We start from the raw sequence: 12,909 nt of genomic DNA on the forward strand, positions 1-12,909 counted from the left end.
CCTGTCGGTGCGCCGCCCGCAGTCACCGAGTGGCCCGCGCTCAGGGACGCCATGCCTCGATCGGGTTGCCGAGCCAGCGGGTGTCGTCCGGGACGGACTCCGCGGCCATGACGAGCGACGCGGGGCCCAGGGTCGTACGGGCCCCGACCGTGCTGCCGGGCAGCACGATCCCGCCAGGGCCCAGTGTGGCGCCCTCACGGAGGACCACAGTATCCGTCCGCAAGATCCGGTCGTGGAAGAGGTGAGTCTGGAGCACACAGCCACGGCCCACCGTGACCCCTTCCTCCAGTGTCACCAGATCCGCCTCCGGCAGCCAGTAGCTCTCCACCCAGGCGCCCCGGCCGATCCGCGCCCCCAGCCCGCGCAGCCACGCGTTCATCACCGGCGTACCGGGCACCGCGCCCGCCAGCCATGGCACGGCCACCACCTCGACGAACGTGTCCGCCAGCTCGTCCCGCCACACGTACGAGCTCCACAGCGGATGCTCACCGGTGCGATGCCGTCCCACCAGCAGCCACTTCGCGACCACCGACAGCAGACAGGCCGCGGCGCCCGCGCCGAGCAGCACCAGCCCGCCGAGCAGCGGCGCCCAGGCCCCCAGGGCACTCAGCGCGGCCACCGTCAGCACGGCCAGCGCCGCCGAGCAGAACACCGGCACGATCCGGAACAGCTCCACCACACCCCGCGCCCACAGCAGCCGCGCGGGCGGCTCGTACGTCCGGCTCTGGTCACCGCCGGAGCTGGTGCGCGGCAGTTTCACCGGCGGCAGACCCAGGTAGGAGCTGCCCTTCTTCGCCTTCTTCGGAGTCGCCGACAGCACCCCGACCAGACCGCCGTCCGGGACGCTCCGGCCCGGCGCGGTCATCCCCGAGTTCCCGAGGAACGCCCGCCGCCCGATCTCCGCGCGCCCGATCCGCACCCAGCCGCCACCCAGCTCGTACGGCGCGGTCAGCGTGTCGTCGGCCAGGAACGCGCCCTCGCCGACCGTGGTGAGGCTCGGCAGGGCGAGGACGGTGGACACCTCGGCGCCCCGCCCGATCCGCATCCCGAGCAGCCGCAGCCACACCGGCGTGACCAGCCCGGCGTACAGCGGGAACAGGGTCTCGCGGGAGCGGTCCATCAGCTGAGTGACGGTCCACGCCTGCCAGCCGACCCGGCTGTGCGTGGGGTGCGTGCCCTCCCGCAGGGCCAGACTGAGCAGCCGTACGGTGACCAGGAGCAGCAGGGCGTAGGCGAGACCGTAGGCCAGCGTGGCCGGCACCAGGGCGAGGACGGCCCCGCGCAGCGCCCCGCCGAGGCCGAGACCCGGGGTGACGAACTCGCGGGCCACCAGGAGCGCGGCCAGGCCCGCCGCCACCGGCAACAGGTTCAGCGCGACCCCCGTCACCCCGTACATCACCCGCCAGTACGTGCCCCGCGCCGGCCGTTCCTCGGGCCAGTTCCGCTTGGCCTTGCCCAGCTTGACCGCGGGCGCGCCCGCCCAGCGCTGACCGGTCGGGATCTGCCCGGTGACCGCCGAGCCGGGCGCCACCTCGGCCCGCTTGCCGACGCGGGCACCCGGGAAGAGCATGCTGCGCGTACCGACGACGGCGTGCGCGCCCACCTTGACCGCGCCGATCTCCAGCCGGTCGCCGTCCAGCCAGTGACCGGACAGGTCCACCTCGGACTCCACGGCCGCGCCCCGGCCCAGCTTGAGCAGACCGGTGACCGGGGGCAGCGAGTGCAGGTCGACGTCCGGGCCGACCTTGGCGCCCAGCGCACGCGCGTACCGCTCCAGCCAGGCCCCGGTGAGCGAGGTGGCGCCGCTGTACTCGGCCAGCCGTTCGGCCGCCCAGAGTCTCAGGTGCACGGACCCGCCGCGCGGATACCGCCCGGGCTTCACGCCCCGCAGCAGCACCCGCGCCCCGCCCGCCGCGAGGGCGATCCGCCCGGGCGGGCTGAACAGCAGCAGCGCCAGGGCGGCCAGCAGCCACCAGGGGGCGGTCGGCAGCCAGGCGTACCCGGGCAGCAGATTGCCCGCCGCGGCCAGGACGACCGTCCAGCGCAGCCCGAGCAGCGTGAACAGCGGCAGCAGCACCAGCAGCTGGACGAACTGCGCCTTCTTCGGCACCGGCGCGATGGTCCGGCTCCCACCGTCGTCCTGCGCCGACTCCTCGAGGCGCCGGGCCAGCTTGCGCAGCACCGGCTGCTGGTAGATGTCGAGGACGGCGGCGCTCGGGTAGCGGGTGCGCAGCCGGGTGGTGAGCTGGGCGGCGGCCAGGCTGCCGCCGCCGATCGCGAAGAAGTCGTCCGCGGCCGAGGTCACCGGGACACCCAGCACCTCCGTCCACTGCTCGGCGAGCCAGGCCTCGGTGCCGTACAGGTCCTCGCCCGCCGGCACCTCGACGCTCTCCAGCGGCCACGGCAGCGCGTTCCGGTCCACCTTCCCCGACGTACGGGTCGGTAGATCGTCCACCGGGGCGAGCAGCGGCACCAGTGCGGCGGGCAGCTCGGCCCGCAGCTTCTCCACGGCCGCGGCCCGGTCCCAGCCGTCCTGGGTCACGATGTACCCGACGAGCAGCTGGTTGCCGCCGCGCGCGGTCCGTACGGCGGCCGCGGCGCCCGCCACGCCCGGCAGCGCCTGCAGCGCGGCATCCACCTCGCCGAGCTCGATGCGCCGCCCGCCGAGCTTGATCTGCTCGTCGGCGCGCCCGAGGAAGACCAGCCCCTCGGGCTCGGCCTTGACCAGGTCACCGCTGCGGTAGGCCCGCTCCCAGCCCAGCGACTCGAGCGGCGCGTACTTCTCCGCGTCCTTCTCGGCGTCGAGGTAGCGCGCGAGCCCCACCCCGCCGATGACCAGCTGTCCGCTGTCGCCCATCGGCACCGGCTCCCCGGCCTCGTCGACGACGGCCAGCTCCCAGCCCCGCAGCGGCAGCCCGATCCGGACCGGCTCCTCGCCCGACATCAGGGACGCGCAGGCCACCACGGTCGCCTCGGTCGGCCCGTAGGTGTTCCAGACCTCCCGTCCCTCGGTCACCAGCCGCTGCACCAGTTCGGGCGGGCAGGCCTCCCCGCCGAAGATCAGCAGACGTACGTCGTTGAGGGTCTCGGGCTCCCAGAGCGCGGCCAGGGTCGGCACGGTGGAGACGACGGTGATCTCCTGCTCGACCAGCCAGGGCCCGAGGTCGGCACCGCTCCTGACCTGCGACCGCGGTACGGGCACCAGACAGGCCCCGTACCGCCAGGCCAGCCACATCTCCTCGCAGGAGGCGTCGAACGCCACCGACAGCCCGGCCATGACCCGGTCACCGGGCCCGATGGGCTCCTCGGTGAGGAAGAGCGCGGCCTCGGCGTCCACGAATGCGGCGGCGCTGCGGTGGCTCACGGCGACGCCCTTGGGCTTCCCGGTGGAGCCGGAGGTGAAGATGATCCACGCGTCGTGCCCGGTGCCGGGCCGGCCGGCCGGCACGTCCGACGCGCTCTGCACGTCGATGTGGTGCCCCGCGCCGATCACGGCCCGCACCCCGGCCTCGCCGAACACCAGCTCGGCCCGCTCGTCGGGGTCCTCGGCGTCGACGGGAACGTAGGCGGCACCGGCGGCCAGGACGGCCAGGATCGCCACATAGAGGTCGTTGGTCCCGGACGGCACCCGCACCCCCACCCGGTCCCCGAGCCCCACCCCGGAGCCGGCGAGCCGGCGCCGCAGCCGCTCCACCTCCACGGCGAGCGCGCGGTAGGTGAGGGGGGTGATGCCGTCGTCGAGGGCGAGCTCGTCCGGGTACGACCGCACGGACGCGTCGAAGACGTCGACGAGGGTGCGGGGGGAGGCGGCGGGCCCGCCGGAGAAGCGCGCCCGGTCTCCGAGCCGCACGATTTCTTCGTCGAGCAGGCCGAGAGCACTGCTCTCGTGTATGGCTGCCATCGGTCCTCGCGTCTCGTTCCCGGAAGCCTCCGGGGTGCCGGCGGGCCCGCAGGTCTGCCTGGGGTTGTCCGGACCGACTCCGTAACAAGCCGGAAATTTTAGTACGACGCTAGGGTCATCCCCTTGTGTCGGCCACCGGGGAGGGCCGTTCGGGGGCCGCACCGCAAGGCAAGGACCTCCGCTGACCTGCGTGATCTTCGAACGGGGAGAGATCTGCCACATGCACGCGAAAGGGCCGCGACCAGTGGTCGCGGCCCTTGCTTCATGTGTCCGAGGGGGGACTTGAACCCCCACGCCCGATAAAGGGCACTAGCACCTCAAGCTAGCGCGTCTGCCATTCCGCCACCCGGACAAGGTGTCTGTCGCTGTGCGGGGTCTCCCTCGCGGCGACGACGTAAACATTACCAGGCTTTCCGGGGTGCCCGATCACGGCCGGTCGGCCGGGCCGCGGCCGGCGTGAACGGTGTGTGACGGGCCGGGACCGGTCTTGGGCAGGGGCGACACGGAGGGGGAGGATGGGGGAGAAGCAGGGGTACCACCGGCAGTGACAGCGGGAGGAAGCAGCGTGAGCGACACGGCCAGGAGCGTCACCGGCGAGGACGAGGTCGTGGACCTCTGCCGCGATCTGATCCGGATCGACACCAGCAACTACGGCGACCACTCTGGCCCCGGGGAGCGCAAGGCGGCCGAGTGGGTCGCCGAGAAGCTCGCCGAGGTCGGACTCGAGCCGCAGATCTTCGAGTCCCACCCGGGGCGCGCCTCCACGGTGGCCCGTATCGAGGGCGAGGACCCGTCCCGGCCCGCGCTGCTCATCCACGGCCATCTGGACGTCGTACCGGCCAACGCGGACGACTGGACCCACCACCCCTTCTCGGGCGAGGTGACCGACGGATGCGTCTGGGGGCGCGGCGCCGTCGACATGAAGGACATGGACGCGATGACACTCGCCGTCGTCCGCGACCGGCTGCGCTCCGGGCGCCGGCCCCCGCGTGACATCGTGCTCGCGTTCCTCGCGGACGAGGAGGCCGGCGGCCTGTACGGCGCCCGCCACCTCGTCGACCGCCACCCGGACCTCTTCGAGGGTGTCACCGAGGCGATCAGCGAGGTCGGCGGCTTCTCGTTCACCGTGAGCGAGGAGCGGCGGCTCTATCTCATCCAGACGGCGGAGAAGGGCATGCACTGGATGAAGCTGACCGTCGCCGGCACCGCCGGGCACGGCTCGATGATCCACCGGGACAACGCGATCACCGAGCTGTCCGAGGCCGTCGCACGGCTGGGCCGGCACACCTTCCCGGTGCGGGTCACCAAGACGACCCGGGCCTTCCTCGACGAGCTCGGCGACGCGCTCGGCACCGAGCTGGACCCGGAGGACATGCAGTCCACCCTCGCCCGGCTCGGCGGCATCGCCAAGCTGATCGGCGCGACCCTGAGCAACACCGCCAACCCCACCCAGCTCGGCGCCGGCTACAAGGTCAACGTCATCCCGGGCGAGGCCACCGCGCACGTCGACGGCCGCTTCCTGCCGGGGTACGAGGAGGAGTTCCTCGCCGACCTCGACCGGATCCTCGGCCCCAAGGTGCGGCGCGAGGACGTGCACTCCGACAAGGCCCTGGAGACCTCCTTCGACGGGGCGCTGGTCGACGCCATGCAGTCCGCGCTGCTCGCCGAGGACCCGACCGCCAAGGCGATCCCCTACATGCTCTCCGGCGGCACCGACGCCAAGTCCTTCGACGACCTCGGCATCCGCGGCTTCGGCTTCGCCCCGCTGAAGCTGCCCCCGGAGCTGGACTTCGCCGGCATGTTCCACGGCGTCGACGAGCGGGTCCCGGTGGACGGGCTGAAGTTCGGCGTGCGGGTGCTCGACCGCTTCATCGACGCGTCCTGAAAGTCCCGGTGAAGCGAGATTTCATTGGGCCGTGAAAATCGTGCGCCTGTGCGGACCTGACTGGGAAGAGTGAATGCGACGATAAGCGCGTAGCCTCATTAATTCCCCCTCGTTACTGGTGATGCGATCCGCTGCTTGGGATCGCTTTGCCGACAAGGCTTTGCCAACAAGGAGGAATAATGATCAAGAAGGTCGTCGCCGCTGCGGCTGCCACCGGTGGCCTGGTTCTCGCGGGTGCGGGCCTGGCCGTCGCCGACGCTGGTGCCCAGGGTGCCGCGGTGCACTCCCCGGGTGTCGCGTCCGGCAACGTGGTCCAGGTTCCGGTACACGTCCCGGTGAACGTCTGCGGCAACACGATCTCGGTGATCGGGCTGCTGAACCCCGCCTTCGGCAACGTCTGCGTCAACAAGTGACGTCGACCCGCTGAGGGGTCGTCCACGCTGTCGGCCCCGGAGCGCACGCCATGCGCTCCGGGGCCGACCGGTCTTTTCCGAAGGAATGGCCGAAAACACCGAGGACGTGCAACGGTCCGAATGTCTCCCGAGAACTGGAATGATGCGGGGAATTCGGATCCAGGACGAGATCGAAAGCAGGGAACAGCAATGCGACAGGTCACCCGCAAAAGCCTCATGACCGTGGCGGCGGCCACGGGGGTGATCGCCGCCGCCGGCGGCTACGCCCACGCCGACTCCGGCGCGATCGGCTCCGCGGCCGATTCGCCCGGCATCGCCTCCGGCAACACCGTGCAGGCACCGGTGAACATCCCGGTCAACGTGTGCGGCAACACCATCGACGTGGTCGGGATCCTCAACCCGGCGTTCGGCAACTCCTGCGCCGACAAGGGCGCCGGACACCGCGCACCGGACGGACAGGGCCACCGCGCCCCGGGCGGTCACCGCTCCTCCGGCGGTTACGGCTCCCCGGGCGGATACGGCGACGACCAGGGATACGGCGGCGGCAGCGGGGCCGGCCACGGCGGCGGCCTCGGCGGTCACCACGGCGGCCGGAACGGGGGCGGCTACGGCGGCTCCGGCGTGCACACCGGCCCCGGGGGCGCGCACGCGGGCGGTCACACCGGCGGCTCGCCCGGTGTCGGCTCCGGCAACGACGTGCAGGCGCCGGTCGACGTTCCGCTGAACGTGTGCGGCAACAGCGTCGACATCGTCGGGATCCTCAACCCGTCGTTCGGCAACGACTGCGACAACACCGGCGGATACGACCACGTGACGCCGCCGGGCCGCGGCCACGAGACGCCGGGCACGCCGGGCCACCAGGGCCCCGGCAAGCCGTCCCATCAAGGCCCCGGCAAGCCTGCCCACCCCGGCCAGTCCAACCCGTCCGGCCCCGACCACGTGCCGTCCGGCCCGGGACACGTGACGCCGGCCGGCTCCGTGAACACCCACCAGTCCGCCCTGGGCACCCCCGTCGGCCCCGGCCGGCTCGCGGAGACCGGCAACGAACTGCCGATCGGCCTCGCCCTGCCCGCCGGAGCGGGCGCACTGCTCGCGGGCGCGCTGATCTACCGCAAGGCCCGCGCCTCCGTGTGACCCCGTCAGGGCGCCGCGCGGCACGGAAACGAAAGCGGGTCCCGCCGCGGCGGGACCCGCTTTCGTTCTTGTCCCTCACCTCACCACGTGGCACGCACCTGGCGGATGATCCGCCGACGCAGCCGCACCCTGCGGCTGCCGTCACGCATCAGGCTGAGGCGGTCCAACTCCCAGTGTCCGTACTCGGCATGGTCGGTCAGCAGACGTGTCGCCTCCTTGCGGGAGACCCCGCGCGGTACGTACACGTCGACAAATTCGTATTCCGGCATCGCATCTATTGTGCGGGCTGGGGCCTCGTACGGATAGCGTCTGCACTATGTCTGATGCTGCGCAGCCCACCGCTGCCGAGGTACGCGCCGCCGCCGAGGCGGTCAAGACCGCGCTCGACCGCCACCTGGCCGCGGTCGAACGCAGGACGGGGGAGGACGACCCGGCCGTCTACGAGGCGTTCAACGAGCTGGCCGCGGCCGCCGAGGTCTACGACGAACTGCTCTACGACCGGTACGACGAGGTCACGCCCTTCGAGATCCCCGGCGCGGAGGACTCGCTTCCGCCGTACGCGGGTCCCGAGGAGCCGAACGCGCTGAGTGTGCTGATCCGCCGTGACTACGCGGTCGCGGAGCCGCAGCGGCTGCTCGCGCAGGCCCAGCGGGTCGAGGCGGCGGACGACGACGCCGCCGACGTCGCCGGCACGGTGCACGGGGCGCTCGGCATCCTGTTCGGCGAGTTCGAAGCGGACGAGATCGCCTCCCGGCACAAGGAGTTCGGCCTGGAGGAGGGCGACTCCACGCTGTGGGTGCTGGCCGCCGACGAACAGGCCGAGCCGGGGGAGTGGCTGGAGGCACCGTTCGAACAGGCCGACCCGCAGCGGGTGGTCTGCCGCTTCGACGTGAGCGCGGTCTTCGACGACATCGAGGACGGCGACGACGGCGACGACGGCGACGAAGATCTCGAAGCAGAGCTCGACGACGTCGACGACGAACTCGAGGACGAGGATCTGGACGGCGATCTGGAGCCGCTGGACGCCGATCGACGGTAGTGCACGATCCGGCGGCGGCCGTGCGGGGAGACCCGCGCGGCCGCCGCCGTCGCATGTCCGGTGCGGCTGACCGGCCTAACCGGCCGCCGGGACCTGGGTGCGCAGCAGGACCGGCAACCGGGTCGTGCGCGGCTTCGCCGGGACCTCGGCGACCGCTCTCGGCAGGGCCTGATCGATGCCGTGCACCACCGACAGATGGCGCTCCGCCAGACCGAACGCCGTGTACACCCAGGGGCGGGAGACGACCTGTGCCGCGTCCCCGGGCAGAACCACGACCGCCGCGGGCCATCGGCAGCCCACCGCCTGATGCGCGGTCAGTGCCCACCCGTGCCGCACGGACCGCTCGACCTGCTCCCTCGGTACGACCACGGGGGTGCCCGAGCAGGACAGGTGCAGCCCGTCGGCGTCCGCCTTCTCGACCCGGCCCGGCTCCATCCGTCCCGGTGCGGGGGAGTGGGCGACCAGATCGCCGGGGTCGAAGCCGCCGAACCGGCCCGGGCCCGGGTTGAGGCGCTCCTTCAGCGCGGCGTTGAGCGCGCGGGTGCCGACCGGGCCGCCGTGCCCCGGAGTGATCACCGCCGTCTGCCCCGGCTCGACGCCGAAGGCCCGCGGCACCGAGTCGAGGACGAGCTGCAGGGTCCGGTGCACGGCCTCGGCCGCGTCCCGCACCGGCACGATCACCAGCTCCTTGCCGGGTGCCTCGACCTGGTTGAGCTCGCCGACGGCGATACCGGAGACCAGCTCGCCGAGCGGTCCCGGGTCGGGGGTGCGCGAGACGATGTGCGGGCAGACGCGCGCCGCGAGCAGGTCGGCGAAGACCCGGCCGGGGCCGGCCGACCACAGCTGCGCCGGGTCCCCGCCGAGCACCAGCCGGGCGCCGTCGGGCAGCGACTCCACCACCATCGCGGCGCTCTCCACGTCGAGTTGCGGGGCGTCCAGCACGATCAGCAGGTCCAGGGCGAGGGTCCCGTCCGCTTCCCGGCCGGGGCCTTCGGCGCCCGCGAGGAGGCCGGGGACCGTGACGACGGCGTCGTCACCCTCGCAGCCCGGCAGCGCGGCGAACCTGCGCCGGCTGTCCGGGGTGTGGCAGGCCGCGACCGCGCGCAGGCCCATGGCGCGGGCCGCGGTGAGCAGCGCCGCCGGTTCGGCGCGGGCGGCCTCCCCGCCCGTGTGCAGCACCAGGCCGTGCCCGGCGACCGCGCGGATCAGCTCGGCGGCGCCGCGGGACGCCGAGGCCGCGGCCGACTCCCAGGCCGGCTCCGCGGACGCCTCCTTGGCCAGGGAGTTCACGATCCGGGCCAGGCCGTCGGCGAGGCTCTCCTCCGCGAGGGCGTACCGCTCGAGGCCGACCAGGACACGGACGGGACGGGCCTCCTCCTCGCTCTCCTCGCCCTCCTCGCCCTCCGCCCCGGCCCTCGCGGGGGCGGCCCCCGGCTCCTCCACGGCGTCCTGGAAGACCAGGGCCTCGCCCTCGGCGAGTGTGCTCTGCACGGCCTCGTCGGCGTCGGGCACGCCCCGTTGGGCCAGCGCGGCCGTCAGCGTGGGCAGCTCCAGCGCGGTGTGACCGGCCACGGCGGCCTGTTCGAGCAGCCACACCGTCACGGCGCGGCCCCGCCGCTCGTCGTCGGGGGCACAGTCGGCGCCGAGCAGCGCCCGTGCGAAGCCGTCGGCCTGTTCGGGCCGTACGCCGGTGACGCGCAGCAGCTGCCAGGGGTCCTCGCGCAGCAGGTCCCCGGCACCTTCGCCGAGCGCCCCGGCGACCTGCGGTGCGAGCGTCTCGGGGGCGCCGCCGTCGGTCAGCACGCGCCGCACCGCGTCGACGGTGTCCGGCGCGGGCGCCGGGGCGGCGGCGGTCTCGGCCGGCACCGGCTGCGGGTGCCGGACGGGCTCCGGGGCGGGGCGGCGCGGCGCGGGCTCCGGGGCGCCGAACACGGTGGCCGGGGGCTTGGCCCCGCCCTCCACGGCCCGTACCGCGGCGAGCAGATCGGCGGCCTTGCCGCTGAGTTTGGTCCCGCTGTCGATGGGCGCCGCCTTCTCGGCCCTGCGCCGCTCGATCCGCTCCCGCTCCAGCTTCTGCGCGGCCAGCTCGGCCTGGGCCTCGGAGAGGTCGGCCGAGGCCTCCGCCGCGGCTTCCCCGCTGCCGTCGCCCTCCGCCGCGCCGGTGTCGGCGCTCTCCGCCGCACCGGTGTCGTCAGGTGTCCCCGGCCCGGTGTCCTCGGTCGCTTCCGTGGGATCCGGTTCCGTGCTCACAGCGTGCTCCAGTCGTGATCGGGATAGCGGTGCACGGGCGCCGACACGTCGTCGAGGGCCCGGCAGATCTCGTCAGGAAGACTAAGGGCCTCCACTGACAACGCGGCCGTGAGCTGCTGCGCGTTGCGCGCGCCGACCACCGGAGCGGCCACGCCCGGCCGGTCGCGGACCCAGGCGAGGGCGACCTGGAGCGGGGTCACGGCGAGGCCGTCCGCCGCGGTCGTCAAGGCGTCGACGATGTGGCCGGCGGTGTCGTCGAGGTACGGCTCGACGAAGGGCGCGAAGTGGTCGGAGGCGGCGCGCGAGTCCGGCGGCAGCGCGTCCCCCCGATACTTGCCGGTGAGCACGCCCCGGCCGAGCGGGGAGGAGGGCAGCAGGCCGATGCCCAGGTCCAGCGCGGCCGGCAGCACCTCGCGCTCCACGCCCCGCTGCAGCAGCGAGTACTCCATCTGCGTACTGGCCAGCCGGGTGCGGGTGCCCGGCGCGGCGAGCTGCCAGGTCCCGGCCTTGGCGAGCTGCCAGCCGCAGAAGTTGGACACGCCGGCATAGCGGGCGCGGCCGCTCGCGACAGCGATGTCGAGCGCCTGGAGGGTCTCCTCCAGCGGGGTGTCCGGGTCGAAGGCGTGCACGTGCCACACGTCGACGTAGTCCGTGCCGAGGCGGCTGAGGGAGGCGTCGAGGGCGGCGAGCAGGTGGCCCCGGGAGCCGTCGAAGCGGCGGTCCGGGTCGGGCACACTGCCCGCCTTGGTGGAGATGATCAGGTCCCGCCGCGGCACCAGGCCCTCCATGAGCCGTCCCAGCAGGTATTCGGCCTCTCCGTCGCTGTACACGTCGGCCGTGTCGACGAGGGTGCCGCCCGCCTCCCAGAACGTCTTCAAGAGGTCCGCTGCGTCGTGCTCGTCGGTGTCGCGCCCCCAGGTCAGGGTGCCGAGCCCGATGCGGGACACACGCAGGCCGGTGCGGCCGAGATGCCTCTGCTCCATGAACGCCGAGATTACTGGCCAGAACTGGGCCGTGGGTTGCCTGTGGACAACCGAATTCCCCGAGGTACCGCCGACTTCCCGGCGCCCCACCGGTGTGACGGGTCCCGCACAACGGGGCCGCGGCCTGCCCCGGCGGTCACCCCCGCGCTAATGTCTGCGGAACAGCGTCGTTACTGATCAGTAAGGGGATCGGCCATGCAGCTCGGGATCAACCTCGGCTACTGGGGTGCCGGAATGGACGGGGACAACCTGGCCGTCGCCCAGGAGGCCGACCGGCTGGGCTACGCCGTGTGCTGGGCCGCCGAGGCCTACGGGTCGGACGCCGCCACCGTGCTCACCTGGGTGGCCGCCCAGACCGAGCGGATCGACGTCGGCTCTGCCATCTTCCAGATCCCGGCCCGCCAGCCCGCCATGACCGCGATGACCGCCGCCACCCTGGACTCCCTCTCCGGCGGCCGCTTCCGGCTCGGCCTCGGCGTCTCCGGCCCCCAGGTCTCCGAGGGCTGGTACGGCGTCAAGTTCGACAAGCCGCTGTCGCGCACCCGCGAGTACGTCGCGATCGTACGGAAGGCGATGACGCGGGAGCGGCTGTCGTACGACGGCGAGCACTGGACGCTGCCGCTGCCCGGCGGCCCGGGCAAGCCGATCAAGCTGACCGTGCACCCGCAGCGCGAGCACATCCCGCTGTACATCGCCGCCATCGGTCCGAAGAACCTCGAGCAGACCGGTGAGATCGCCGACGGGGCGCTGCTCATCTTCCCGTCCGCGGACCATCTCGAGGACACCGCGATCAAGCATCTGCGGGCGGGGCGCGAGAAGGCCGGCCTGACGCTGGACGGCTTCGACGTCTGCCCGACGCTGCCCCTCGCGCTCGGCGACGACAAGGACGTCGAGAAGCTCGGCGACACCTTCCGCCCCTATACCGCCCTCTACGTCGGCGGCATGGGCAGCCGCAAGCAGAACTTCTACAACCAGCTGGCGCAGCGCATGGGGTACGAGGCGGCGGCCGCCGAGATCCAGGACAAGTACCTGGCGGGCGACAAGCAGGGCGCCGCGGCGGCGATTCCGCACGAGCTGATCGACCGGACCACCCTGCTGGGTTCGGTGGAGCGGATCGCCGACCGGATGAAGGCCTACGCGTCGGCCGGGGTCACCACCCTCACCCTCGCTCCCGCGGGCTTCACCCTGGACGAGCGCCTCGCCTCGCTGCGGGCCGGTGCCGAGGCGCTGGAGCTCGCCGGGCTCGCGTGACGGGCGGAGATCTTCAGCGGCCGTGGTGGGGGCTCGGGGGTCTTCCCCGCCAC

General features: G+C 73.1%; 9 protein-coding genes and 1 tRNA gene. 5 read left to right on the forward strand and 5 right to left on the reverse strand.

The annotated features are described in order from the left end of the window. Positions 1 to 40 precede the first annotated feature (40 nt). Together ABT057_RS14615 and ABT057_RS14620 are read right to left on the reverse strand one after the other, a co-directional pair. Positions 41 to 3,901 (reverse strand): Pls/PosA family non-ribosomal peptide synthetase, encoded by a 3,861-nt coding sequence (locus tag ABT057_RS14615; RefSeq protein WP_352343217.1) that lies wholly within the window; start codon positions 3,899 to 3,901, stop codon positions 41 to 43. 267 nt (positions 3,902 to 4,168) lie between these two features. After that, positions 4,169 to 4,253: transfer RNA gene (locus ABT057_RS14620), tRNA-Leu, on the reverse strand. Positions 4,254 to 4,445: 192 nt separating this feature from the next. Between ABT057_RS14620 and ABT057_RS14625 the strand changes: the two genes are divergently transcribed. The 3 genes from ABT057_RS14625 (at position 4,446) to ABT057_RS14635 (ending at position 7,333) form a co-directional block, all read left to right on the forward strand. Beyond that, positions 4,446 to 5,786 carry a M20/M25/M40 family metallo-hydrolase gene (locus tag ABT057_RS14625; RefSeq protein ID WP_502973901.1) on the forward strand — a complete coding sequence of 447 codons (1,341 nt, stop codon included), beginning with the start codon at positions 4,446 to 4,448 and terminating at the stop codon, positions 5,784 to 5,786. 179 nt (positions 5,787 to 5,965) lie between these two features. Next, positions 5,966 to 6,199 carry a chaplin ChpH gene (chpH, locus tag ABT057_RS14630; protein WP_352343219.1) on the forward strand — a complete coding sequence of 78 codons (234 nt, stop codon included), beginning with the start codon at positions 5,966 to 5,968 and terminating at the stop codon, positions 6,197 to 6,199. Between the two features lie 189 nt (positions 6,200 to 6,388). Next, complete coding sequence (locus ABT057_RS14635; protein WP_352343220.1) at positions 6,389 to 7,333, forward strand: chaplin; 945 nt, start codon at positions 6,389 to 6,391, stop codon at positions 7,331 to 7,333. Between the two features lie 80 nt (positions 7,334 to 7,413). Here the strand turns inward: ABT057_RS14635 and ABT057_RS14640 are convergent, their stop codons facing one another. After that, positions 7,414 to 7,602, reverse strand: coding sequence for a DUF5703 family protein (locus tag ABT057_RS14640; RefSeq protein WP_046732800.1), 189 nt, complete (start codon positions 7,600 to 7,602; stop codon positions 7,414 to 7,416). A gap of 47 nt (positions 7,603 to 7,649) precedes the next feature. Between ABT057_RS14640 and ABT057_RS14645 the strand changes: the two genes are divergently transcribed. Continuing rightward, positions 7,650 to 8,372, forward strand: coding sequence for a hypothetical protein (locus ABT057_RS14645; protein WP_352343221.1), 723 nt, complete (start codon positions 7,650 to 7,652; stop codon positions 8,370 to 8,372). Positions 8,373 to 8,447: 75 nt separating this feature from the next. Here the strand turns inward: ABT057_RS14645 and ABT057_RS14650 are convergent, their stop codons facing one another. Further along, on the reverse strand, positions 8,448 to 10,622 hold the full coding sequence (locus ABT057_RS14650; protein ID WP_352343222.1) for a helix-hairpin-helix domain-containing protein: 2,175 nt from the start codon (positions 10,620 to 10,622) through the stop codon (positions 8,448 to 8,450). Then, a complete protein-coding gene (locus tag ABT057_RS14655; RefSeq protein ID WP_352343224.1) occupies positions 10,619 to 11,605 on the reverse strand; it encodes an aldo/keto reductase in 987 nt (328 codons plus the stop codon). The genes ABT057_RS14650 and ABT057_RS14655 overlap by 4 nt, the downstream gene beginning before the upstream one ends. 195 nt (positions 11,606 to 11,800) lie before the next feature. Here ABT057_RS14655 and ABT057_RS14660 point away from each other — a divergent pair, with 195 nt between their 5' ends. After that, positions 11,801 to 12,856: an LLM class F420-dependent oxidoreductase gene (locus tag ABT057_RS14660; RefSeq protein ID WP_352343225.1), complete on the forward strand. Its 1,056-nt coding sequence runs from the start codon at positions 11,801 to 11,803 to the stop codon at positions 12,854 to 12,856. Positions 12,857 to 12,909 lie beyond the last annotated feature (53 nt).

It is taken from the genome of Streptomyces sp. NPDC002588, from assembly GCF_040295925.1.
Lineage (GTDB): Bacteria > Actinomycetota > Actinomycetes > Streptomycetales > Streptomycetaceae > Streptomyces.